General features: G+C 54.2%; 22 protein-coding genes and 5 tRNA genes. 24 read left to right on the forward strand and 3 right to left on the reverse strand.

Annotated elements, in window-relative coordinates; translation table 11 throughout:
- Positions 1 to 2 precede the first annotated feature (2 nt).
- The 3 genes from odhB to sucD all read left to right on the forward strand — a co-directional run bounded on the left by odhB (position 3) and on the right by sucD (position 3,350).
- Positions 3 to 1,229: a 2-oxoglutarate dehydrogenase complex dihydrolipoyllysine-residue succinyltransferase gene (gene odhB, locus LOC22_RS17145; RefSeq protein ID WP_003858613.1), complete on the forward strand. Its 1,227-nt coding sequence runs from the start codon at positions 3 to 5 to the stop codon at positions 1,227 to 1,229.
- 85 nt (positions 1,230 to 1,314) lie between these two features.
- Entirely contained in the window at positions 1,315 to 2,481 is a 1,167-nt protein-coding gene (sucC, locus tag LOC22_RS17150; protein ID WP_017384968.1) for an ADP-forming succinate--CoA ligase subunit beta, read from the forward strand.
- The gene (sucD, locus tag LOC22_RS17155; protein WP_003858609.1) at positions 2,481 to 3,350 is read left to right on the forward strand and encodes a succinate--CoA ligase subunit alpha; all 870 of its coding nucleotides are present in this window, start codon (positions 2,481 to 2,483) and stop codon (positions 3,348 to 3,350) included. Before sucC ends, sucD begins: the two co-directional genes overlap by 1 nt.
- Before the next feature lie 86 nt (positions 3,351 to 3,436).
- On the opposite strand, the gene LOC22_RS17160 is transcribed toward sucD, so the two are convergent.
- The gene (locus LOC22_RS17160; RefSeq protein WP_017384967.1) at positions 3,437 to 4,153 is read right to left on the reverse strand and encodes a GntR family transcriptional regulator; all 717 of its coding nucleotides are present in this window, start codon (positions 4,151 to 4,153) and stop codon (positions 3,437 to 3,439) included.
- A gap of 171 nt (positions 4,154 to 4,324) precedes the next feature.
- Here LOC22_RS17160 and mngA point away from each other — a divergent pair, with 171 nt between their 5' ends.
- The 20 genes from mngA (at position 4,325) to pnuC (ending at position 21,080) form a co-directional block, all read left to right on the forward strand.
- Positions 4,325 to 6,241 carry a PTS 2-O-a-mannosyl-D-glycerate transporter subunit IIABC gene (gene mngA, locus LOC22_RS17165; protein WP_230239079.1) on the forward strand — a complete coding sequence of 639 codons (1,917 nt, stop codon included), beginning with the start codon at positions 4,325 to 4,327 and terminating at the stop codon, positions 6,239 to 6,241.
- A 23-nt stretch (positions 6,242 to 6,264) separates the two neighbouring features.
- A complete protein-coding gene (gene mngB / locus LOC22_RS17170) occupies positions 6,265 to 8,901 on the forward strand; it encodes a mannosylglycerate hydrolase (RefSeq protein ID WP_230239080.1) in 2,637 nt (878 codons plus the stop codon).
- Positions 8,902 to 9,579: 678 nt separating this feature from the next.
- Entirely contained in the window at positions 9,580 to 11,148 is a 1,569-nt protein-coding gene (gene cydA, locus LOC22_RS17175; protein WP_003858601.1) for a cytochrome ubiquinol oxidase subunit I, read from the forward strand.
- 15 nt (positions 11,149 to 11,163) lie between these two features.
- Entirely contained in the window at positions 11,164 to 12,303 is a 1,140-nt protein-coding gene (gene cydB, locus LOC22_RS17180; RefSeq protein ID WP_023303309.1) for a cytochrome d ubiquinol oxidase subunit II, read from the forward strand.
- 14 nt (positions 12,304 to 12,317) lie between these two features.
- Positions 12,318 to 12,431 carry a cytochrome bd-I oxidase subunit CydX gene (cydX, locus tag LOC22_RS17185; RefSeq protein ID WP_003858598.1) on the forward strand — a complete coding sequence of 38 codons (114 nt, stop codon included), beginning with the start codon at positions 12,318 to 12,320 and terminating at the stop codon, positions 12,429 to 12,431.
- Positions 12,431 to 12,721, forward strand: coding sequence for a cyd operon protein YbgE (ybgE, locus tag LOC22_RS17190; RefSeq protein WP_003858596.1), 291 nt, complete (start codon positions 12,431 to 12,433; stop codon positions 12,719 to 12,721). Before cydX ends, ybgE begins: the two co-directional genes overlap by 1 nt.
- Before the next feature lie 148 nt (positions 12,722 to 12,869).
- Complete coding sequence (ybgC, locus tag LOC22_RS17195) at positions 12,870 to 13,274, forward strand: tol-pal system-associated acyl-CoA thioesterase (protein WP_047734221.1); 405 nt, start codon at positions 12,870 to 12,872, stop codon at positions 13,272 to 13,274.
- On the forward strand, positions 13,271 to 13,963 hold the full coding sequence (tolQ, locus tag LOC22_RS17200) for a Tol-Pal system protein TolQ (RefSeq protein WP_003858590.1): 693 nt from the start codon (positions 13,271 to 13,273) through the stop codon (positions 13,961 to 13,963). Before ybgC ends, tolQ begins: the two co-directional genes overlap by 4 nt.
- Positions 13,964 to 13,966: 3 nt before the next feature.
- On the forward strand, positions 13,967 to 14,395 hold the full coding sequence (tolR, locus tag LOC22_RS17205; RefSeq protein ID WP_003858589.1) for a colicin uptake protein TolR: 429 nt from the start codon (positions 13,967 to 13,969) through the stop codon (positions 14,393 to 14,395).
- A 28-nt stretch (positions 14,396 to 14,423) separates the two neighbouring features.
- Positions 14,424 to 15,674 carry a cell envelope integrity protein TolA gene (tolA, locus tag LOC22_RS17210; protein WP_017384963.1) on the forward strand — a complete coding sequence of 417 codons (1,251 nt, stop codon included), beginning with the start codon at positions 14,424 to 14,426 and terminating at the stop codon, positions 15,672 to 15,674.
- Positions 15,675 to 15,774: 100 nt separating this feature from the next.
- Entirely contained in the window at positions 15,775 to 17,067 is a 1,293-nt protein-coding gene (tolB, locus tag LOC22_RS17215; protein WP_017384962.1) for a Tol-Pal system beta propeller repeat protein TolB, read from the forward strand.
- 34 nt (positions 17,068 to 17,101) lie between these two features.
- A complete protein-coding gene (pal, locus tag LOC22_RS17220) occupies positions 17,102 to 17,623 on the forward strand; it encodes a peptidoglycan-associated lipoprotein Pal (protein WP_003858578.1) in 522 nt (173 codons plus the stop codon).
- Positions 17,624 to 17,632: 9 nt separating this feature from the next.
- A complete protein-coding gene (gene cpoB, locus LOC22_RS17225; protein WP_003858574.1) occupies positions 17,633 to 18,421 on the forward strand; it encodes a cell division protein CpoB in 789 nt (262 codons plus the stop codon).
- Between the two features lie 161 nt (positions 18,422 to 18,582).
- Positions 18,583 to 18,658: transfer RNA gene (locus LOC22_RS17230), tRNA-Lys, on the forward strand.
- Between the two features lie 27 nt (positions 18,659 to 18,685).
- Positions 18,686 to 18,761: transfer RNA gene (locus LOC22_RS17235), tRNA-Val, on the forward strand.
- Positions 18,762 to 18,764: 3 nt separating this feature from the next.
- Positions 18,765 to 18,840 (forward strand) — tRNA-Lys (locus LOC22_RS17240).
- A gap of 41 nt (positions 18,841 to 18,881) precedes the next feature.
- Positions 18,882 to 18,957: transfer RNA gene (locus LOC22_RS17245), tRNA-Lys, on the forward strand.
- Positions 18,958 to 18,988: 31 nt separating this feature from the next.
- Positions 18,989 to 19,064: transfer RNA gene (locus LOC22_RS17250), tRNA-Lys, on the forward strand.
- 230 nt (positions 19,065 to 19,294) lie between these two features.
- Positions 19,295 to 20,338 carry a quinolinate synthase NadA gene (gene nadA / locus LOC22_RS17255; protein ID WP_110292738.1) on the forward strand — a complete coding sequence of 348 codons (1,044 nt, stop codon included), beginning with the start codon at positions 19,295 to 19,297 and terminating at the stop codon, positions 20,336 to 20,338.
- A gap of 22 nt (positions 20,339 to 20,360) precedes the next feature.
- Entirely contained in the window at positions 20,361 to 21,080 is a 720-nt protein-coding gene (pnuC, locus tag LOC22_RS17260; RefSeq protein ID WP_023296141.1) for a nicotinamide riboside transporter PnuC, read from the forward strand.
- On the opposite strand, the gene zitB is transcribed toward pnuC, so the two are convergent.
- Both zitB and LOC22_RS17270 read right to left on the reverse strand, forming a co-directional pair.
- Entirely contained in the window at positions 21,077 to 22,021 is a 945-nt protein-coding gene (gene zitB, locus LOC22_RS17265; RefSeq protein ID WP_040117388.1) for a CDF family zinc transporter ZitB, read from the reverse strand. The two genes, pnuC and zitB, sit on opposite strands and share 4 nt — an antisense overlap.
- A 99-nt stretch (positions 22,022 to 22,120) precedes the next feature.
- On the reverse strand, positions 22,121 to 22,480 hold the full coding sequence (locus tag LOC22_RS17270) for a protein YbgS (RefSeq protein ID WP_003858566.1): 360 nt from the start codon (positions 22,478 to 22,480) through the stop codon (positions 22,121 to 22,123).
- A gap of 304 nt (positions 22,481 to 22,784) precedes the next feature.
- Between LOC22_RS17270 and aroG the strand changes: the two genes are divergently transcribed.
- The gene (aroG, locus tag LOC22_RS17275; RefSeq protein ID WP_003858564.1) at positions 22,785 to 23,837 is read left to right on the forward strand and encodes a 3-deoxy-7-phosphoheptulonate synthase AroG; all 1,053 of its coding nucleotides are present in this window, start codon (positions 22,785 to 22,787) and stop codon (positions 23,835 to 23,837) included.
- Positions 23,838 to 23,842: the final 5 nt, after the last annotated feature.

Raw genomic sequence — 23,842 nt, forward strand, 5'->3', positions numbered from 1 at the left:
TAATGAGTAGCGTAGATATTCTTGTTCCCGACCTGCCTGAGTCCGTAGCAGATGCAACCGTCGCCACCTGGCACAAAAAACCAGGCGACGCGGTAACCCGTGACGAAGTGCTGGTAGAAATCGAAACTGACAAAGTGGTACTGGAAGTACCGGCTTCAGCGGATGGCATTCTGGATGCAGTCCTGGAAGATGAAGGTACGACCGTCACTTCTCGCCAGATCCTGGGTCGCCTGCGTGAAGGCAATAGCGCGGGCAAAGAGTCCAGCGCCAAATCTGAAGAGAAAGCGTCTACTCCGGCCCAGCGCCAGCAGGCGTCTCTGTCCGATCAGACCAATGACGCGCTCAGCCCGGCGATCCGTCGCCTGCTGGCTGAGCACAGCCTCGATCCGGCAGCCATCAAAGGCACCGGCGTGGGTGGCCGTCTGACGCGCGAAGACATCGACAAGCATCTGGCAAAAGCGCCTTCTGAGGCGAAAGCGGAAGCGAAAGCCCCTGCGGCAGCACCAGCGGCACAGCCAGCTCTGGGCGCACGTAGCGAAAAACGCGTGCCGATGACCCGCCTGCGTAAGCGCGTGGCCGAGCGTCTGCTGGAAGCGAAAAACTCCACCGCGATGCTGACCACCTTTAACGAAGTCAACATGAAGCCAATCATGGATCTGCGCAAGCAGTACGGTGACGCGTTTGAAAAACGTCACGGTATCCGTCTGGGCTTCATGTCCTTCTACGTGAAAGCGGTAGTTGAAGCGCTGAAACGCTACCCGGAAGTGAACGCGTCTATCGATGGCGATGACGTGGTTTACCACAACTACTTCGACGTCAGCATGGCGGTTTCTACCCCACGCGGCCTGGTTACCCCGGTTCTGCGTGACGTGGATACCCTGGGTATGGCTGACATCGAGAAGAAAATCAAAGAGCTGGCCGTGAAAGGCCGCGACGGCAAGCTGACCGTTGAGGACCTGACTGGCGGTAACTTCACCATTACCAACGGTGGTGTGTTCGGCTCGCTGATGTCTACCCCGATCATCAACCCGCCGCAGAGCGCGATCCTGGGTATGCACGCCATTAAAGATCGTCCAATGGCGGTAGACGGTAAAGTGGAGATCCTGCCGATGATGTACCTGGCGCTCTCTTACGATCACCGCCTGATCGACGGCCGCGAGTCCGTAGGCTTCCTGGTTGCCATTAAAGAGCTGCTGGAAGATCCAACGCGTCTGCTGCTGGACGTCTAGTTTTTGCAGTCTTGCCCGGCGGCGCGTTGCTTGCCGGGCCTACAAAAGCACTACCTAACGATTACCTGAAGGATGGATAGAACACATGAACTTACATGAATATCAGGCCAAACAGCTGTTTGCCCGGTATGGCTTACCGGCTCCGGTGGGTTATGCCTGTACTACCCCGCGTGAAGCAGAAGAAGCCGCGTCTAAAATCGGTTCCGGCCCGTGGGTAGTTAAATGTCAGGTTCACGCTGGTGGCCGTGGTAAAGCGGGCGGTGTGAAGGTTGTTAAGAGCAAAGAAGAGATCCGTGCGTTTGCTGAACATTGGCTCGGCAAGCGTCTGGTAACCTACCAGACAGATGCGAACGGCCAGCCGGTTAACCAGATCCTGGTTGAAGCGGCAACCGACATCGCGAAAGAACTGTACCTCGGCGCAGTCGTAGACCGTAGCTCCCGTCGCGTGGTGTTCATGGCGTCTACCGAAGGCGGCGTGGAAATCGAAAAAGTGGCGGAAGAAACCCCGCACCTGATCCACAAAGTGGCTATCGATCCGCTGGCGGGCCCAATGCCTTACCAGGGTCGTGAGCTGGCATTCAAACTGGGTCTGGAAGGCAAGCTGGTTCAGCAGTTCACCAAGATCTTCATGGGTCTGGCGACCATTTTCCTGGAGCGCGATCTGGCGCTGATCGAGATCAACCCGCTGGTGATCACCACCCAAGGCGACCTGATCTGCCTCGACGGCAAGCTGGGCGCTGACGGCAACGCGCTGTTCCGCCAGTCCGATCTGCGCGAAATGCGCGACCAGTCTCAGGAAGATCCGCGTGAAGCGCAGGCTGCACAGTGGGAACTGAACTACGTGGCGCTGGATGGCAACATCGGCTGCATGGTTAACGGTGCGGGCCTGGCAATGGGCACCATGGACATCGTTAAGCTGCACGGCGGTGAGCCAGCGAACTTCCTCGACGTGGGCGGTGGCGCAACCAAAGAGCGCGTAACCGAAGCGTTCAAAATCATTCTCTCTGACAGCAACGTGAAAGCGGTTCTGGTGAACATCTTCGGCGGTATCGTACGTTGCGACCTGATCGCCGACGGTATCATCGGCGCGGTAGAAGAAGTGGGCGTTAACGTTCCGGTTGTTGTACGTCTGGAAGGGAACAACGCTGAACTCGGCGCGAAAAAACTGGCTGACAGCGGCCTGAATATTATTGCAGCGAAAAGTCTGACGGATGCAGCTCAGCAGGTTGTTGCCGCAGTGGAGGGGAAATAATGTCCGTTTTAATTAATAAAGATACCAAGGTTATCTGCCAGGGCTTCACCGGTAGCCAGGGGACTTTCCACTCCGAACAGGCGATTGCCTACGGTACGCAGATGGTTGGCGGCGTAACGCCAGGTAAAGGCGGCACCACGCACCTGGGCCTGCCGGTGTTCAACACCGTGCGTGAAGCGGTAGAAGCGACGGGCGCAACCGCGACCGTGATCTACGTACCGGCGCCGTTCTGCAAAGACTCTATTCTGGAAGCGATCGACGCAGGCATTAAGCTGATCATCACCATCACCGAAGGCATCCCGACGCTGGATATGCTGACCGTGAAGGTGAAGCTGGACGAAGCAGGCGTGCGCATGATCGGCCCGAACTGCCCAGGCGTTATCACTCCAGGCGAATGCAAAATCGGCATCATGCCGGGCCACATTCATCGCCCAGGCAAAGTGGGTATCGTGTCCCGTTCCGGTACCCTGACCTATGAAGCGGTTAAGCAGACCACCGACTACGGTTTCGGCCAGTCCACCTGCGTGGGCATCGGCGGTGACCCGATCCCGGGCTCTAACTTCATCGACATCCTGAAGCTGTTCCAGGAAGATCCACAGACCGAAGCGATCGTGATGATCGGTGAGATCGGTGGTAGCGCGGAAGAAGAAGCGGCTGCTTACATCAAAGATCATGTGACCAAGCCGGTGGTGGGTTACATCGCGGGTGTGACCGCGCCGAAAGGCAAACGTATGGGTCACGCGGGCGCGATTATCGCAGGCGGTAAAGGTACGGCTGATGAGAAATTCGCAGCACTGGAAGCCGCGGGCGTGAAAACCGTTCGAAGCCTGGCGGATATCGGTGAAGCACTGAAATCCATCATTAAGTAAGTCCTCTCTGCTCCCCGAATGGGGCGCGTTGAAGTATAAAAAAATGTCCGTTTCGACATGGTTGGCCGCTGTAAAGCGGCCTTTTTTTATTGCCTGCGTTTAGCCACCAGGGTGAATTTATAGTCGTCGGTGTTAAACACGTTGCGACTGTATTCAAATACCCGGCCGTCTTTAAGAAAGCCGCGAGAGACTTTTTCCAGAATCGGTTTCGCCGGATCGAGCGCCAGGGCGGCAATCGCCTCATCCGATGGCATGACTGGCACCAGCTCCTGCTCGCTGCGATCGATAACCATCTTTTTGATCTGCTCAATGTAATGGTATTTCGACTGTTCCATCACTTCCCAGGTGAGGTCGGGGAACATCGCCAGCGGCATCCATGTCTCTTCCAGATTCACCGGCTTTTCCCTGATGAAGCGTACGCGCTTGACGTGCCAGACCTTATCGTCCGGATTGAGCGCAAGTTTTGCCGCGAGCCGCTCATCGGCTTTCACCACTTCGAAGACGCTGACGTCGCTGTGCGTATCGACGTTGCGATCCGCTAACTTTTCGTAAAAGCCGGTGAGCTGATAAATATCGTAATTCACCCGCTCCTCTTTTACATACGAGCCGCTGCCCTGAATACTTTCGATGATCTGCTCGTCGGCGAGCAGCTTCAAAGCCTGCCGCACGGTGACCCGGCTGACGCTAAACGCCTCCTGAAGGCTGGATTCCGTCGGCAGTGCGTCGCCAGGTTTTAACTCACCGGCATTAATTTTCTCGCGGAACGCATCGGCGATCTGCCGGTACATCGGTTTATTGCCCATTGTGTCGCGCCTTTTTAATACCTTTTCAGGGAATTATGCCTTCAGTGGTGAATTTGTAAATAATACAAATAAGATACAAATATTGATGTTAGTGAAAATGATCACATAAATGTATTATCTGGTCTGCCACAATCCTCCCCAGACAATAACTTTGGATAGGTGAGGATCTTTATGAACCTGACGACTCTGACCGACCCCCGTGCTGTCTGCGTGCAGGCGCAGTTTACCAGCCGTGATGAGGCAATCCGTCAGCTTGCGACGCGGCTGGTGGCGTTGGGCAAAATAGCCGACGCCGATACGTTTCTGGCAGACGTTTTCCATCGGGAATCGCTTGGCCCGACGGCGTTGGGCGAGGGGCTGGCCGTACCCCATGGTACATCAGTGGCGGTAAAGGAAGCGGCTTTTGCCGTGGCCACACTGCGCGAGCCGCTGGCCTGGGAAGGCGTGGACGGGCCGGAGGAGGTCGAGCTGATTTTTCTGCTCGCCATTCCTCCCGCTCAAGCGGGGTCAACGCATATTCAGGTCCTGACGGAACTGACGTCTCGCCTGGCGGATGACGAGCTCAGGGCGCGCGTGATGACGGCGACCAGCGCGGAAGCGGTGCTTGCGGCGATGGAGACGGCGCCTGACGCACAAGAAACCGCCGTTGCGGTGAATGCCCCGACGATCGTCTGCGTAACCGCCTGTCCGGCCGGGATCGCCCATACTTACATGGCAGCGGAATATCTCGAAAAAGCGGGACGTAAGCTCGGCGTCAATGTGGTGGTCGAAAAGCAGGGGGCAAATGGTATTGAGGGGCGCATCACCGCGCAGCAGTTGCAGGAGGCAAAAGCGTGTATCTTCGCGGCGGAAGTGGCGATCAAAGAGCGTGAGCGTTTTCAGGGGATCCCCGCCATTTCCGTGCCCGTCGCGGAACCCTTACGCCATGCGGAAGCGCTCATTGAGCGTGCGCTGGCGCTACAGCCTGTATCCGATGCGCGTCCTGCGCACGTCGACTCGGACGCGAAAAAGTGCGTTAAAACCGAACTCAAGCAGGCGCTGCTCAGCGGTATCTCCTTTGCGGTGCCGCTGATTGTCGCTGGCGGCACGGTGCTGGCAGTGTCGGTACTGCTGGCGCAAATCCTGGGCTTGCAGCATCTGTTCGATCAGGAAAATTCGTGGCTGTGGATGTACCGCAAACTGGGCGGCGGGATGCTCGGTATTCTGATGGTGCCTGTTCTGGCGGCCTATACCGCTTACTCGCTGGCGGATAAACCTGCGCTAACGCCGGGCTTTGCGGCGGGTCTTGCCGCCAATATGATCGGCTCTGGTTTTCTCGGGGCCATCGTCGGCGGGCTGATTGCGGGCTACCTGATGCGCTGGGTAAAAAACCACATCCGACTGAGTAGCCGCTACAACGGCTTTCTGACCTTTTATCTCTATCCGGTGATTGGCGTGCTGGGCGCAGGCAGCCTGATGCTGTTTGTGATCGGCGAACCGGTGGCCTGGATCAATAACGCCCTGACCGCCTGGCTTAACGGTCTGTCCGGCGCGAATGCGCTGCTGCTGGGGGCGATCCTGGGCTTTATGTGCTCGTTCGATCTGGGCGGTCCGGTCAACAAAGCCTCTTACGCGTTCTGTCTGGGAGCGATGGCCAATGGCGTATACGGGCCTTATGCGATTTTTGCCTCCGTCAAAATGGTATCGGCCTTTACCGTGACGGCATCAACGATGCTGGCTCCGAACCTGTTCAAACAGTTCGAAATTGAAACCGGGAAGTCCACCTGGCTGCTGGGGCTGGCGGGCATCACCGAAGGGGCAATTCCGATGGCTATCGAGGATCCGTTGCGGGTCATTGGCTCATTTGTTCTGGGGTCAATGGTGACCGGAGCGATTGTCGGGGCGATGGGGATTGGGCTATCCACCCCCGGCGCGGGCATTTTCTCGCTCTTCTTACTGCATGATGCCGGGCTGGGCGGCGTGATGGCCGCTGTCGGCTGGTTTGGCGCCGCGCTGATTGGCGCCGCAATCTCTACGCTCATTTTACTGCTCTGGCGACGCCAGGCCGTGAAGAGCGGCACCTACGTGACTGAAGACATACCCTCCTAAACACGCACTGACAGGAAACGAAGATGAAAGCTGTATCTCGCGTTCATATCACGCCACATATGCACTGGGACCGGGAGTGGTACTTCACCACCGAAGCATCACGTATTCTTCTGGTCAATAATATGGAAGAGATCCTCACTCGTCTTGAGCAGGACGCAGAGTATAAATACTACGTACTCGACGGCCAGACGGCGGTGCTGGAAGATTATTTTGCCGTGAAACCGGAAAACAGGCCACGCGTGAAGGCGCTGGTGGCGGCCGGGAAGCTGATTATCGGGCCGTGGTATACCCAGACGGACACCACCCTTGTTTCTGGCGAGTCGATTGTCCGAAATCTGATGTACGGCATTCGCGACTGTCTGGCCTTTGGCGAGCCGATGAAAATTGGCTATCTGCCGGACTCCTTCGGCATGTCCTCCCAACTGCCGCACATTTACAACGGTTTTGGCATCACGCGTACCATGTTCTGGCGCGGGTGTTCCGAGCGGCACGGTACCGATAAAACCGAATTTCTCTGGCAAAGCCAGGACGGCAGCGAAGTGACGGCACAGGTGCTACCGCTGGGCTACGCGATTGGTAAGTACTTACCGGAGGATGAGGCCGGGCTGCGCAAACGGCTCGACACGTACTTCGAGGTGCTTGAAAAAGCCTCCGTGACGAAAGAAATCTTACTGCCTAACGGCCATGATCAGATGCCGCTCCAGCAGAACATCTTTGCGGTGATGGATAAGCTGCGCGAAATCTATCCGCAGCGTCAGTTTGTGATGAGCCGCTTCGAGGAGGTGTTTGACCACATTGACGCGCACCGCGATGAACTGGCGACGCTGAAAGGGGAGTTTATTGACGGTAAATATATGCGGGTGCACCGGACGATAGGCTCCACGCGGATGGACATCAAAATCGCCCACGCCCGGATAGAGAATAAAATCGTCAACGTCCTTGAGCCGCTGGCCACGCTTGCCTGGACGCTGGGCTTTGAGTATCACCACGGCTTGCTGGAAAAAATGTGGAAAGAGATCCTCAAGAATCACGCCCATGACAGTATCGGCTGCTGCTGTAGTGACAAAGTGCATCGTGAGGTGATGTCCCGCTTCGAGCTGGCGGAAGACATGGCCGATAACCTGACGTGCTTCTATATGCGCAAGATTGTTGACAACATGCCACAGAGCGAGGAAGACAAACTGGTGATGTTTAACCTCACGCCCTGGCCGCGTGAGGAAGTGATTAACACCACGATACGTCTGCGCGCCAGCCAGTTCCGCCTGCTGGACGATAGGGGGAATGAAATCCCTTACTGCCTGCGCAGCGCGCGTGAAATCGACCCCGGCTTGATTGACCGGCAAATTGTGCATTACGGCAACTACGATCCCTTTATGGAATTTGACATCCAGCTCAACCAGATCCTGCCATCAATGGGTTACCGCACGCTCTATATCGAGCCGCACGTGGCCGGCAAGCTGCTGGCGGCAGAAAAAACGTCGGAGGCGTTACTGGAAAATGCTTTCTGGGAAATAACGTTAAACGACGACGGCACCCTGCGTCTGCTCGATAAAGCGTCCGGGCTTATCTATGACCGCGCGCTGGAAATAGAAGAGAGCTCGGATGATGGCGATGAGTACGACTACTCGCCTTCACGGGAAGAGTGGAGACTCACTTCCGCTCAGGGCGAGCATGAGGTTGAGGTGATCCACGAGGCCTGGCAGAGCAGGGCGGTGATCCGCCATCGCATGGCGGTGCCGGCGGATCTCGCCGAACGTTCTGCGCGTCAGCAGACGGGAACGCTTGAGGCAGAACTCACGGTCACGCTCAGCCATAACAGCCGACGTATCGACGTTGAGGCGCGTCTCGGAAATCACGCGGATGACCACCGTGTGCGGGTGCTGATCCCGACGCCATTTACCACAGACACGGTGTTAGCCGATACCCAGTTCGGTTCGCTGACGCGTCCTGTACAGGATGAAGCGATGGCGAACTGGCAGGAGGAGGGCTGGAAGGAAGCGCCGCTGCCGGTGTGGAATCTGCTCAACTACGCGGTGCTCCAGGAACGGCGTAACGGAATGGCCCTGTTTACCGAAGGGTTGCGCGAATTTGAAGTGACTGGCGAGCGTCAAAAAACGTTTGCCCTGACGTTGCTTCGCGGCGTGGGGGTGCTTGGGAAAGAAGATTTACTGCTGCGCCCCGGCAGACCGTCCGGGATCAAAATGCCGGTGCCGGATTCGCAGATGCGGGGCCAGTTAACCTGTCGCTTTAGCCTGTTCAGTTTTAATGGTACGCCCGTCAGTGCTGGCGTTGCGCAGCAGGCGAAGTCGTGGTTAACGCCAGCGCTCTGCTATAACAAAATCCCGTGGGATGCGATGAAGCTTAACCGCGCCTCTTTCACCACACCCTGTAGCTATAGCCTGCTAACGCTGGCGCCTAACGGATGCGTACTCAGTGCGCTGAAAAAAGCGGAGGATCGTGACGAGATGATTCTTCGTCTGTACAACCCTTCGGAGACCCGCTCCGGTGATGTGGCTTTGTCTGTGAACCGTGAGGTCCAGGCCTGTTGCGAAACGGACATGAATGAGGTGCGCAAAGCGCAAGGGGCGGAGGGTTCAGCCATTACGGGGTCGTTCCGGCCATGCCAGTCACGCACCTTTAGCATAAAAATTGAAAGGTAATCCTCCGAACAAAATAAAGGCCGCATTCCTGCGGCCTTTATTTCATCAATAGTCACGAAAGGGTGTTAATTTTAAGATTATTAAAGGTGAATGAAATGTAATCTTTTCGGCGGGTAGCAAAGCGAAAGAAAAATACTGTGAAGCAGATAACATTATATGTTTATCTTCCGGCAAAATGCGTTTTTTCTTGCGCGTTAATAAAAATCACAACTGTTTATATTATCTTCTGGCTTTTATAACCAATAACGCCTTTAAATATACATATTGTTAACAAGGTTTTTACTATCCGCACCACAAAGAAACATCATTAACAGCTCTGACTGTTTTTGATTTAAATCAATGTTTAATCCTTGGAAAAAGCCTCCGAAAGGCGTTAAATTGTTCCCGATCAAAATGGCCGAAAAGTGGTAATTTTGCTATAAATTGATCGCCGTCGAAAAACGTAAATCTGTTCGAATAAAAACCTGTTTATTGTAAGGGTTTTGCAGCGTATTATATTTACGGGATCAATTTGGTTTTTTCTTAACGTATTTGTAACCTTTCATCATTGCTTTTTCCTCCTGAAGAGAATAAGCAACGAAGAAGGGAAGCAGATAACTTTGTATTGGGGCATGCGTGTGGATCCTTATCTAACGGGGTTCACTCTCGGAGTCTTCATGCGATGAGCAAGGAGTCATAATGTTAGACGTAGTCGAACTGTCGCGCTTACAGTTTGCCTTGACCGCGATGTACCACTTCCTGTTTGTGCCGCTGACGCTCGGTATGGCGTTCCTGCTGGCCATCATGGAAACGGTTTACGTCCTCTCCGGCAAACAGATTTATAAAGATATGACCAAGTTCTGGGGCAAGTTGTTTGGTATCAACTTTGCGCTGGGCGTGGCAACCGGTCTGACCATGGAGTTCCAGTTCGGGACAAACTGGTCTTACTATTCCCACTATGTGGGGGATATTTTCGGTGCGCCGCTGGCCATTGAAGGTCTGATGGCCTTCTTCCTCGAATCCACCTTTGTAGGTCTGTTCTTCTTTGGTTGGGACCGTCTGGGTAAAGTCCAGCATATGGCGGTAACCTGGCTGGTGGCATTAGGCTCCAACTTGTCCGCACTGTGGATCCTGGTGGCGAACGGCTGGATGCAAAACCCAATCGCATCTGATTTCAACTTCGAAACCATGCGTATGGAGATGGTCAGCTTCGCTGAGCTGGTCCTGAACCCGGTTGCCCAGGTTAAATTCGTTCACACCGTGGCGTCTGGCTATGTGTGCGGCGCGATGTTCGTGCTGGGCATCAGCTCCTACTATATGCTGCGCGGCCGCGACTTCGCGTTCGCCAAGCGTTCTTTTGCTATCGCAGCAAGCTTCGGTATGGCCGCGATTCTGTCCGTGATTGTTCTGGGTGATGAATCCGGTTACGAAATGGGCGACGTGCAGAAAACCAAACTCGCCGCAATTGAAGCTGAATGGGAAACCCAGCCGGCACCGGCAGCGTTTACCCTGTTCGGTGTGCCTGACCAGGAAGCGCAGGAAAACCGCTTCGCCATTCAAATTCCTTACGCTCTGGGTATTATCGCCACGCGCTCCGTCGACAAACAGGTGACTGGCCTGAAAGATCTGATGGTGCAGCATGAAGAGCGTATCCGTAACGGGATGAAAGCTTACTCGCTGCTGGAACAGCTGCGCGCCGGCTCTACCGACCAGGCCGTTCGCGATCAATTTAACGACGTGAAGAAAGACCTCGGTTACGGTCTGCTGCTGAAACGCTATACCCCGAACGTCTCCGACGCGACGGAAGCGCAGATCCAGATGGCAACCAAAGACTCTATTCCACGCGTTGCGCCGCTGTACTTCGCGTTCCGCATCATGGTGGGTTGCGGCATTATCATGCTGCTGATCATCGCGGCCTCGTTCTGGTCAGTCATTCGTAACCGTATCGGTGAGAAAAAATGGCTGCTGCGCACCGCGCTGTACGGTATCCCACTGCCATGGATTGCTATCGAGTCCGGCTGGTTTGTTGCGGAATATGGCCGTCAGCCTTGGGCGATCGGTGAGGTGCTGCCAACAGCGGTAGCGAACTCCTCCCTGACCGCAGGCGACCTGATCTTCTCCATGCTGCTCATTTGCGGTCTGTACACCCTGTTCCTGGTGGCTGAACTGTTCCTGATGTTCAAGTTCGCGCGCCTTGGCCCAAGCAGCCTGAAAACCGGTCGCTACCACTACGAGCAGTCTGTTGCGACTACTCAGCCGGCACGCTAAGACAGGAGTCATCAAATGATCGATTATGAAGTATTGCGTTTTATCTGGTGGCTGCTGATCGGTGTTCTGCTGATTGGTTTTGCGGTCACCGATGGTTTCGACATGGGCGTGGGCATGCTCACCCGTTTCCTCGGTCGTAATGACACCGAGCGTCGAATCATGATCAACTCCATCGCCCCGCACTGGGACGGTAACCAGGTGTGGCTGATCACCGCAGGTGGCGCGCTGTTCGCTGCCTGGCCGATGGTCTACGCGGCTGCGTTCTCCGGCTTCTATGTGGCGATGATTCTGGTGCTGGCTTCTTTATTCTTCCGTCCGGTGGGTTTCGACTACCGTTCCAAGATTGAAGACACCCGCTGGCGTAACATGTGGGACTGGGGCATCTTCATCGGTAGCTTCGTTCCACCGCTGGTCATTGGTGTGGCGTTCGGTAACCTGTTGCAGGGCGTACCGTTCCACGTCGACGAATATATGCGTCTGTTCTACACCGGTAACTTCTTCCAGCTGCTGAATCCGTTTGGTCTGCTGGCGGGCGTGGTGAGCGTGGCGATGATCATCACCCAGGGCGCAACCTATCTCCAGATGCGTACCGTAGGTGAACTGCACCTGCGTTCCCGCGCTACCGCTCAGGTTGCGGCGCTGGTGACGCTGGTCTGCTTCGCGCTGGCCGGTGTGTGGGTCGTGTATGGTATTGATGGATACGTGGTGACGTCCGCTATCAACCATGCTGCACCGTCTAACCCGCTGACCAAAGAGGTGGCGCGTCAGGCCGGTGCATGGCTGGTGAACTTCAACAATACCCCTGTGCTGTGGGCTATCCCTGCTCTGGGTGTGCTGCTGCCACTGCTGACCGTGCTGACGTCTCGTCTGGAGAAAGGCGCTCTGGCGTTCGTATTCTCTTCCCTGACGCTGGCGTGCATCATCCTGACGGCCGGTATTGCGATGTTCCCGTTCGTGATGCCATCCAGCACCATGATGAATGCCAGCCTGACCATGTGGGATGCAACGTCCAGCCATATGACGCTGAACTTAATGACCTATGTGGCTTGCGTGTTCGTTCCGATTGTTCTGGCTTACACCATCTGGTGTTACTGGAAAATGTTCGGTCGTATCACTAAAGAACATATCGAAAGCAACACCCACTCTATGTACTAAGTAAGGAGCTGAATATGTGGTATTTCGCATGGATTTTAGGGACGCTTCTTGCCTGTGCGTTTGGTGTCATCACTGCCCTGGCGCTTGAGCATGTAGAAGCGACCAAAGCAGGTGAAGAAAAGCACTAATGAATATTATCGCAACGTTATATGCGGTAATGGATAAGCGCCCCTTGAGGGCGCTTTCCCTCATTATGGCATTACTGCTGGCAGGCTGTATCTTCTGGGACCCGTCGCGCTTCGCGGCGAAAACCAGCGAGCTTGAAATCTGGCACGGCTTCCTGATTATGTGGGCGGTGTGCGCAGGCGTGATTCACGGTGTCGGCTTTCGTCCGAAAGCGCTACACTGGCAGGGCATCTTCTGCCCACTGATTGCCGATCTGGTTCTCCTCGCCGGTTTGATTTTCTTCTTCTTCTGAATAAGAAATGTCCGTTAACGTTATGGGCTTACCCTGGCCCATAAAAATTTACTCTCCGTTTACTTTCCCCCATTCCAAACCATCATTCCCGCGCGTATAGTAGCGAAGTTTGAAAGCTCCAACTTTTCTTGTATTACCGGGATGTAAAGTGAATACAACGCTGTTTCGATGGCCGGTTCGTGTCTACTACGAAGATACCGATGCCGGTGGTGTGGTCTACCACGCCAGCTACGTTGCTTTTTATGAACGGGCACGCACAGAGATGCTGCGCCATCATCACTTTAGTCAACAGGTGCTGTTGGCTGAGCGAGTTGCCTTCGTGGTACGCAAGATGACGCTTGAGTATTTTGCGCCTGCCAGACTCGACGATATGCTCGAAGTCCAAACAGAAATTACATCAATGCGCGGAACTTCACTGGTTTTCACGCAGCGGATAGTCAATGCAGAGAACAAGGTACTGAACTCAGCTGAAGTCCTGATTGTCTGTGTTGATCCAACCATAATGAAGCCTCGTGCGCTTCCTAAGTCTATTGTCGCGGAGTTTAAGCAGTGACTGACATGAATATCCTTGATTTGTTCCTGAAGGCAAGCCTTCTGGTTAAACTTATCATGTTGATTTTGATTGGTTTTTCAATCGCATCCTGGGCCATCATCATCCAGAGAACGCGTATCCTCAATGCCGCTGGCCGCGAAGCCGAAGCGTTTGAAGATAAGTTCTGGTCGGGTATTGAGCTTTCGCGTCTGTACCAGGAAAGCCAGGGACGCCGTGATAACCTTTCAGGCTCCGAACAAATTTTCTACAGCGGTTTCAAAGAGTTCGCTCGCTTACATCGCGCTAACAGCCATGCGCCGGAAGCCGTGGTAGAAGGGGCGTCGCGTGCGATGCGCATCTCCATGAACCGCGAACTGGAAAATCTTGAAACGCATATTCCTTTCCTCGGAACCGTTGGCTCCATCAGCCCGTATATCGGCCTGTTTGGTACGGTGTGGGGGATCATGCACGCCTTTATCGCCCTTGGGGCGGTGAAGCAGGCAACGTTGCAGATGGTTGCGCCGGGTATCGCAGAAGCACTGATCGCGACCGCAATCGGTCTGTTCGCCGCAATTCCGGCGGTAATGGCGTACAACCGTCTGAACCAGCGCGTGAACAAACTGGAACTGAACTACGACAACTTTATGGAAGAGTTCACCGCGATTCTGCATCGTCAGGCGTTTACCAGCACCGAGAGCAACAAGGGGTAAACCATGGCCAGATCGCGTGGACGAGGTCGTCGCGAGCTCAAGTCCGAAATCAATATCGTTCCGTTACTGGACGTGCTGCTGGTGCTGCTGCTGATCTTTATGGCGACAGCGCCCATCATCACCCAGAGCGTGGAAGTTGATCTGCCGGATGCGACAGAATCACAGGCGGTAAGCACCAATGACGATCCTCCGGTCATCATTGAGGTTTCCGGCGTAGGGCAGTACAGCGTGGTGGTAGAGAAAGATCGTATGGATCAGCTTCCGCCAGAGCAGGTTATTGCTGAAGCGCAACGACGCCTGGAGTCAAATCCGAAGACGGTCTTCTTAATCGGTGGTGCGAAAGACGTACCATATGATGAAATTATCAAAGCGCTGAACTTGCTACATAGCGCGGGCGTTAAGTCAGTTGGCTTAATGACTCAGCCTATTTGATCATCTGCGTAGTTTTTGGGAACCGATAGTGTCAAAGGCAACCGAACAGAACGACAAGCTTAAGCGAGCGATAATCGTCTCCGCAGTGCTGCACGTAATTCTTTTTGCAGCGCTGATCTGGAGTTCGTTCGATGAGCACCTTGATGCATCAGGCGGCGGTGGTGGCTCGTCCATCGACGCCGTCATGGTGGATCCTGGTGCGATCGTTCAGAACTATAATCGTCAGCAACAGCAGCAGGCGAGCTCTAAACGTGCTGAAGAGCAGCGAGAAAAACAGGCGCAACAGCAGGCGGAAGAGCTGCGTGAAAAGCAGGCCGCCGAGCAGGAACGTCTGAAGCAGCTTGAGAAAGAGCGTTTGCAGGCGCAGGAAGCCGCTAAAGAGCAGGCGGAGCAGCAGAAACAGGCTGAAGCCGCAGCGAAGAAGGCGCAGGAACAGCAGAAGCAGGCGGAAGAGGCGGCAGCCAAAGCCGCGGCTGATGCAAAAGCGCAGGCTGACGCACAGGCGAAATTAGCGGCTGACGCGGCGAAGAAAGCCGCTGCTGATGCTCAGAAAAAAGCGGAAGCAGAAGCTGCGAAGAAAGCCGCTGCTGATGCCCAGAAGAAAGCGGAAGCAGAAGCTGCGAAGAAAGCCGCTGCTGATGCCCAGAAGAAAGCGGAAGCAGAAGCCGCGAAGAAAGCCGCTCAGGAAGCAGAGAAGAAAGCTGCTGCCGATGCTGCGAAGAAAGCGGCTGCTGCCGAGAAGGCTGCGGCTGAAAAAGCGGCTGCCGCTGAAAAAGCTGCGGCTGATAAAAAAGCTGCTGCCGAAAAAGCCGCAGCCGACAAGAAAGCTGCCGCTGAAAAAGCCGCTGCCAGGAAGGCCGCTGCTGAAAAAGCTGCCGCTGAAGCAGCCACCGCTGACGATATCATTGGCGACCTGAGTTCTGGTAAGAATGCGCCGAAAACTGGCGGTGGGGCAAAAGGGAGTAATGCAGCCCCGGCGGGAAGCGGTAACACTAAGAACAACGGTGCTTCTGGCGCTGAGATTAACGACTACAAGAACCAGATTGCTGCGGCTATATCCAGCAGGCTTAACGATAAATCATTGTATACAGGGAAAACATGCAGACTGCATATTAAACTGCATACTGATGGTACCGTGCTGAGCGTTGAGTCTGAAGGAGGCGATGACGCATTATGCCAGGCTGCACTTGTGGCAGTGAATCAGGCAAAACTGCCAAAACCTCCGTCACAGGCTGTCTATGAAGTGTTCAAAGACGCTTCGCTGAACTTTAAGCCATAAGCAGAGCTGCGGTTATCGGGTTCTGATAGTTTTGTGTATTTGAGTTTGTTAACCTTCTGCTAAATTATCCAGGACTTATTGTTCGGATAAGGGAGATATGATGAAGCAGGCATTACGATTAGCTTTTGGTTTTTTAGTACTGTTGACGTCAGCAGTGCATGCCACAGTAAGCATCGACATTACCGACTGGAACGACTCAGCGCGTCCAATCGGTGTCGTTCCGTTCCAGTGGGCAGGCCCGGGCGCTGCGCCTGAAGACATTGGCGGCATTGTTGCAGCTGACCTGCGTAACAGCGGTAAATTTAACCCCTTAGATCGTTCTCGTCTGCCGCAGCAGCCGGGTACCGCTCAGGAAGTTCAACCTGCTGCATGGTCTGCACTGGGTATTGATGCCGTGGTTGTCGGACAGGTTACTCCTGCGCCAGACGGCGGCTATAACGTCGCTTATCAGCTGGTGGATACCGGCGGTGCGCCGGGTACCGTTCTGGCTCAAAACACGTATAAGGTGAACAAGCAGTGGCTGCGTTACGCAGGCCATACGGCGAGTGACGAAGTGTTTGAGAAGCTGACCGGTATTAAAGGTGCGTTCCGTACTCGTATCGCGTACGTAGTACAGACCAACGGCGGCCAGTTCCCTTATGAGCTGCGCGTCTCTGATTACGATGGCTACAACCAGTTCACCGTACACCGTTCACCACAGCCGCTGATGTCTCCGGCATGGTCTCCGGACGGCTCTAAGCTGGCGTACGTGACCTTCGAAAGCGGCCGTTCCGCGCTGGTTATCCAGACGCTCTCTAACGGTGCTGTGCGTCAGGTTGCGTCATTCCCGCGTCACAACGGTGCGCCTGCGTTCTCTCCGGACGGTACCAAACTGGCGTTTGCCCTGTCTAAAACCGGTAGCCTGAACCTGTACGTGATGGATATTGGTTCTGGTCAGATCCGTCAGGTCACGGATGGTCGTAGCAACAACACTGAGCCAACCTGGTTCCCGGACAGCCAGAATCTGGCCTTTACGTCTGACCAGGCAGGTCGTCCACAAGTTTATAAAGTGAATATCAACGGCGGAGCAGCGCAGCGTATTACCTGGGAAGGTTCTCAGAACCAGGATGCTGACGTCAGTGCCGATGGTAAAACGATGGTAATGGTCAGTACTGCGGGTGGTCAGCAGCACATTGCCAAACAAGATCTGGTAACGGGGGGCGTACAAGTACTGTCGTCAACGTTCCTGGATGAAACGCCAAGTCTGGCACCTAACGGCACCATGGTAATCTACAGCTCTTCTCAGGGGATGGGATCCGTGCTGAATCTGGTTTCTACAGATGGGCGTTTCAAAGCGCGTCTTCCGGCAACTGATGGACAGGTAAAATCACCTGCCTGGTCGCCGTATCTGTAATAATAATTAATTGATTACTAAAGGAATCTTAGAAATGCAACTGAACAAAGTGCTGAAGGGGCTGATGATCGCTCTGCCTGTTATGGCAATCGCAGCGTGTTCTTCTAACAAGAATGCAAGCAATGACCAGAGCGGCGAAGGCATGATGGGTGCCGGCACCGGTATGGACGCTAACGGCAATGGCAATATGTCTTCTGAAGAGCAAGCGCGTCTTCAGATGCAGCAGTTACAGCAGAACAACATCGTTTACTTCGATCTGGATAAATACGACATCCGTTCTGACTTCGCTGCAATGCTGGATGCGCACGCAAACTTCCTGCGTAGCAACCCGTCTTACAAAGTCACCGTAGAAGGTCATGCGGACGAACGTGGTACTCCGGAGTACAACATCTCCCTGGGTGAACGTCGTGCAAACGCTGTTAAAATGTACCTCCAGGGTAAAGGCGTTTCTGCTGACCAGATCTCCATCGTTTCTTACGGTAAAGAAAAACCAGCAGTACTGGGTCACGACGAAGCGGCTTACTCCAAAAACCGTCGTGCCGTACTCGTTTACTAAGAGAATTGCATGAGCAGTAACTTCAGACATCATCTGATGAGTCTGTCGTTACTGGTTGGAATAGCGGCCCCCTGGGCCGCTTTTGCTCAGGCACCAATCAGTAGTGTCGGCTCAGGCTCGGTAGAAGACCGGGTCACTCAACTCGAGCGTATTTCTAACGCTCACAGCCAGCTTTTAACTCAACTCCAGCAGCAGCTTTCCGATAACCAGAATGATATTGATTCCCTTCGTGGTCAGATCCAGGAGAGTCAGTATCAGCTTAATCAGGTTGTGGAGCGCCAGAAGCAAATTTTGTTGCAGATGGATAGCCTGAACAGCGGCGGAGCAGCAGCACAGCCAGCAGCAGGCGATCAAAGCGGTGCGGCAACGCCTGCACCTGCGGCAGATGCCTCCGCGTCGTCTGGTGCGCCTGTACAGAGCGGTGACGCGAATACGGACTACAACGCGGCCATTGCCCTGGTGCAGGATAAATCGCGCCAGGACGATGCTATCGTTGCGTTTCAGAACTTCGTTAAGAAGTACCCTGATTCCACTTACCAGCCAAATGCGAACTACTGGCTGGGTCAGTTGAATTACAACAAGGGTAAAAAGGATGATGCGGCGTTTTATTTTGCCTCTGTGGTGAAAAATTACCCGAAATCACCGAAAGCGCCTGATGCGATGTATAAAGTCGGCGTGATCATGCAGGACAAAGGCGACACTGCAAAAGCCAAAGCGGTTTATCAGCAGGTGGTTGCAAAATTCCCGGGTACAGACGGCGCCAAACAAGCGCAAAAACGTTTAAGTTCGATGGGTTGATTATCGCATGACCAGAAATCGCGTCATTTCTGGTCGTGCAGCATGATTCCTAAGCAGTTAAGTGATCTTCATCGAAATTTTTGTTGCGCAGAATTCTTAAATCAGTAATATATGCCGCCGTTGCCACGGGATATCAAACAACGTGAAAGCAGCGCAAAAGTGGGTCGTTAGCTCAGTTGGTAGAGCAGTTGACTTTTAATCAATTGGTCGCAGGTTCGAATCCTGCACGACCCACCACTTAAAGCAGTTCTGGCAGTACAGAGTGGGTGATTAGCTCAGTTGGTAGAGCATCTCCTTTACACGGAGGGGGTCGGCGGTTCGAGCCCGTCATCACCCACCACTCGGGTCGTTAGCTCAGTTGGTAGAGCAGTTGACTTTTAATCAATTGGTCGCAGGTTCGAATCCTGCACGACCCACCAATTTTATTGGTTCCGAGTGATAATTCAGGCAACACCCGAATGGGTCGTTAGCTCAGTTGGTAGAGCAGTTGACTTTTAATCAATTGGTCGCAGGTTCGAATCCTGCACGACCCACCAGCCTGAATAGATTTGAAGTACATCCCGCAAGGGGTCGTTAGCTCAGTTGGTAGAGCAGTTGACTTTTAATCAATTGGTCGCAGGTTCGAATCCTGCACGACCCACCAGTGTTGAAAGGCGCCCTAAAGGCGCCTTTTTGCTATCTGTCGTTCGCCAGTGCCTTGTAGGTCGGGTAAGGCGAAGCCGCCACCCGACAGATGCTACCGGCATCAATTCCCGATGACATTCCCCCTCAAATTCGCTATCTTGTTTAGTATACAAAACACCATTGCCTCATTTTTGTTATCTCATGCAAAACAAAGGCAATATTGTTAAGCCAGTAAAACGAGAAGCCATAATGAGTGTGATGTTTGATCCCGAAACCGCAATCTATCCCTTCCCGCCGAAGCCCGCTCCGCTAAGCCGGGATGAAAAACAGTTCTATCGTGAAAAAATTAAGCGCCTGCTTAAAGAGCGTGATGCGGTGATGGTGGCGCATTACTACACCGACCCGGAAATTCAGCAGCTGGCAGAAGAGACGGGCGGCTGTATCTCAGACTCCCTGGAAATGGCGCGTTTCGGTGCAAAACATCCTGCCTCCACGCTGCTGGTTGCAGGTGTGCGCTTCATGGGCGAAACGGCAAAAATTCTCAGCCCGGAAAAAACCATACTGATGCCGACGCTGAATGCCGAATGCTCCCTTGACCTCGGTTGCCCGATTGATGAGTTCACCGCCTTCTGTGATGCCCACCCTGATCGTACCGTGGTGGTCTATGCCAACACGTCTGCGGCGGTGAAAGCCCGGGCAGACTGGGTAGTGACCTCCAGTATCGCCGTTGAGCTGATTGAGCATCTGGACAGCCTGGGGGAGAAAATCATCTGGGCGCCCGATCGTCACCTGGGAAACTATGTACAAAAACAAACCGGTGCGGATGTGCTGTGCTGGCAGGGCGCCTGTATCGTTCACGACGAGTTTAAGACCCAGGCCCTGACGCGCATGAGAGGGTTATACCCGGACGCCGCGATTCTGGTGCACCCGGAATCCCCGCAGTCCATCGTCGACATGGCGGATGCCGTCGGGTCAACCAGCCAGCTCATTCATGCTGCGAAAACCCTGTCACACAAGCAGCTCATTGTGGCGACCGATCGCGGTATCTTCTACAAGATGCAGGAGGCCGTGCCGGAAAAAACGTTGCTCGAAGCGCCGACCGCCGGAGAAGGGGCGACCTGCCGAAGCTGCGCGCATTGCCCGTGGATGGCGATGAATGGGCTCAAAGCGATTGCGGAGGGGCTGGAAAACGGTGGCGCAGCGCATGAGATCCATGTGGATGCCGCTCTGCGTGAAGGCGCGTTAATTCCACTTAACCGTATGCTGGATTTTGCGGCTACACTACGTACTTAACTTATTACGCCCCGGAGAAAAAATGGATTTTTTTAGCACACAGAACATCCTGGTTCATATCCCGATTGGTGCGGGCGGCTATGACCTGTCGTGGATTGAAGCGGTGGGTACGCTGGCCGGTTTACTCTGTATCTGGCTGGCCAGCCTTGAGAAGATCAGCAACTATGCGTTCGGGCTGATAAACGTCACGCTGTTTGCGATCATCTTTTTCCAGATCCAGCTCTACGCCAGCCTGCTTCTACAGCTGTTCTTCTTCGCAGCCAATATCTATGGCTGGTACGCCTGGTCTCGGCAAAACAGTCAGCAGGAGGCGGAACTGCAAATCCGCTGGCTGCCGTTGCCAAAAGCCATCGCCTGGTTCGCGGCCTGCGTGGTGGCTATCGGCTTTATGACCGTCTTTATTGATCCGGTATTTGCCTTCCTGACGCGCGTGGCGGTCTCGGTCATGTCGGGTCTGGGATTAAATGTGACGATGCCTGAGCTTCAGCCGGATGCCTTCCCGTTCTGGGATTCCTGCATGATGGTGTTGTCGATTGCCGCAATGATCCTGATGACCCGTAAATACGTTGAGAACTGGCTGCTGTGGGTGGTCATCAACGTCATTAGCGTGGTGATTTTTGCCCGCCAGGGTGTTTATGCCATGTCGCTGGAGTACATGCTGCTGACGGTCATTGCCCTGAACGGTAGCCGCATGTGGATTAACAGCGCGCGTGAGCGTGGCTCGCGCGCGCTTTCCCGTTAATGGTGATGGGCGTGTGAGTGGCCGGACTGCGCCTCGTTCAGGTGACAGTCTGGCCCGTTACATGGCTGATACTCCATCTGGATGGTGGCGTGCGCAATTTCGTAGTGATGCTCAAGGAAGTGCCGAATACGTTCAAGCAACGCATCGTGATCGTGGGGCGGAATAACCTGAACGTGCAGCGTCATAAGCGGTTTCTCACCCACCAGCCAGACGTGAACGTGGTGAACGTTACGGACTTCAGGAATGGAACGACACAGATTGCGTTTTAGCTCGCCAATATCCAGCGACGTGGGAGCGCCTTCCAGCAGCTCATTGACGCTCTCTTTCAACAGCCGCCAGGCACTGCGTAATACAAGGCACGATACCAGCACGGAAAGAATCGGGTCGATGGGAGTCCAGCCCGTGCCCATAATGATCAGCGCGGCTACGATGGCACCTACGGAACCCAGCAGATCGCCCAGCACATGAAGCGCCGCGGCCCGTACGTTCAGATTTTTTTCACTGCTGCCGCGGTGCAATATCCAGAACGCCAGAATATTGGCGACCAACCCGGCAATGGCGATAACCATCATTGTCGTCCCGGCTATCGGTTGTGGATGCCGAAAGCGCTGAAAAGCCTCCCAGACGATAAGAAGAGTAATGACCACCAGTGCAATCGCATTCACAAAGGCGGCAAGCGTGGTCAGTCTGAGCCAGCCAAAGGTGTGGCGGGTATTGGGAGGGCGACGGGCAAACTGCACGGCCAGCAGAGCAAACAGGAGCGCGGCAGCGTCGGTCAGCATATGCCCGGCATCGGCCAGCAGCGCCAGCGATCCGGATATCAGTCCGCCTGTGACCTCAATTATCATAAAGGTGGCAGTGACGCCAAAAGCCAGCAGAAGCCGTTTGGCATTTTCATCGCCAGTGGAGTGGGAATGGGAGTGGGAGTGGGAGTGCGCCATGGTATCGTTCCTGATTTATTATTATTTTTAGTTTAGCGTTTTTAAGAGCTTAAATAAAAAAGGAGAGCATTCGCTCTCCCTGTTTTACCTTACGGAAGGTTACTGGGTAGTACCGTCCGTTTTGGTATTGGCATCGCTGCCTACTTTGTCATTCGGGTCCGGGCATTTCCCGTCTTTACACACTGAGTTTTTATGAACCTCGTCGGTAGTCATACCCTCATGGTTCATCGTGCCTGTGTTCGTCCCGCCGGTGTTGGTATTGCCCGTGTTGATATTACTGTTATCAACATTGTTTGGCGCAATATTCTGTTTTGCATCCGGCGCAACCTGGCCTGCTTCGGCAGCGGCATTCGCGTCGCCGTTGCTGCCGGATGAGCCTGCGTCAGCAGCCAGTACGCTACCGCTTGCCAGAGTAAGGGTTGCCGTCAGGAAAAGCGTAGTCAGTTTCGTCATTTTCATCATGGTGCTCCTGTTCTTATCGTTACGCTGGATAACATTCTCCAACAGTGCATCTTGTTCAGTGGCGAAAGATCCCAGTTTCCTGATTTATGTCAGGATGGAATCGCGTATAAATATTTAAAAACAGTCGTTACAAGTAAAAAGCTTAGGCCAGATCTCATTTTTCGCTATTTTGTTGTGTATTTTAGGCGAATTCCAGGAATTATCTGCGCGAAGTGTAAAAGCCCGTTTACACTTCGTGGCCGACAAGTTAGATTGAAAGGATTGCTTTCATTACTAAAGATATGGCAGAGCCGGAAAGAAGATGAATTATCAGAACGACGATTTACGCATTAAAGAGATCAATGAGTTATTACCTCCCGTAGCGCTCCTTGAAAAATTCCCCGCCACCGAAAATGCCGCCAACACGGTGTCTCATGCCCGCAAGGCGATCCACAAGATCCTGAAAGGTAGCGACGATCGTCTTCTGGTGGTCATTGGGCCGTGCTCCATTCACGATCCTGCTGCGGCCAAAGAGTATGCGTCCCGTCTGCTCGCCCTGCGTGAAGAGCTGAAAGGCGAACTGGAAATCGTGATGCGCGTTTATTTCGAAAAACCGCGTACCACCGTGGGCTGGAAAGGGTTGATCAACGATCCGCATATGGACAACAGTTTCCAGATCAACGACGGCCTGCGCATTGCGCGTAAGCTGCTGCTGGAGATCAACGACAGCGGGCTGCCTGCTGCCGGAGAATTCCTCGATATGATCACCCCGCAGTATCTGGCTGACCTGATGAGCTGGGGCGCTATTGGCGCGCGTACGACGGAATCTCAGGTTCACCGTGAGCTGGCGTCTGGCCTGTCATGCCCGGTGGGGTTCAAAAATGGCACTGATGGCACCATTAAAGTCGCTATTGACGCCATTAATGCGGCTGGCGCGCCGCACTGCTTCCTGTCGGTGACCAAGTGGGGCCACTCCGCTATCGTGAATACCAGCGGTAATGGCGATTGCCATATTATACTGCGCGGCGGTAAAGAGCCTAACTACAGTGCTAAACACGTAGCGGAGGTAAAAGCAGGGCTGGAGAAAGCGGGTCTGGCACCGCAGGTGATGATCGATTTCAGCCATGCCAACTCCAGCAAACAGTTTAAAAAGCAGATGGAAGTCGGCGCAGATGTGTGTCAGCAAATCGCCAGCGGTGAACGCGCAGTGATTGGGGTGATGATTGAGAGCCATCTGGTGGAAGGCAACCAGAACCTGGAGGGCAGCGAGCCGCTGGTCTACGGTAAGAGCGTGACGGATGCCTGCATTGGCTGGGACGATACCGATGCGATCCTGCGTCAGTTGGCGGATGCGGTTAAAGCGCGTCGCGGCTAAGTTTG

The organism is Enterobacter sp. AN-K1, assembly GCF_020971765.1.
GTDB classification, from domain to species: Bacteria; Pseudomonadota; Gammaproteobacteria; order Enterobacterales; family Enterobacteriaceae; genus Enterobacter; species Enterobacter hormaechei_C.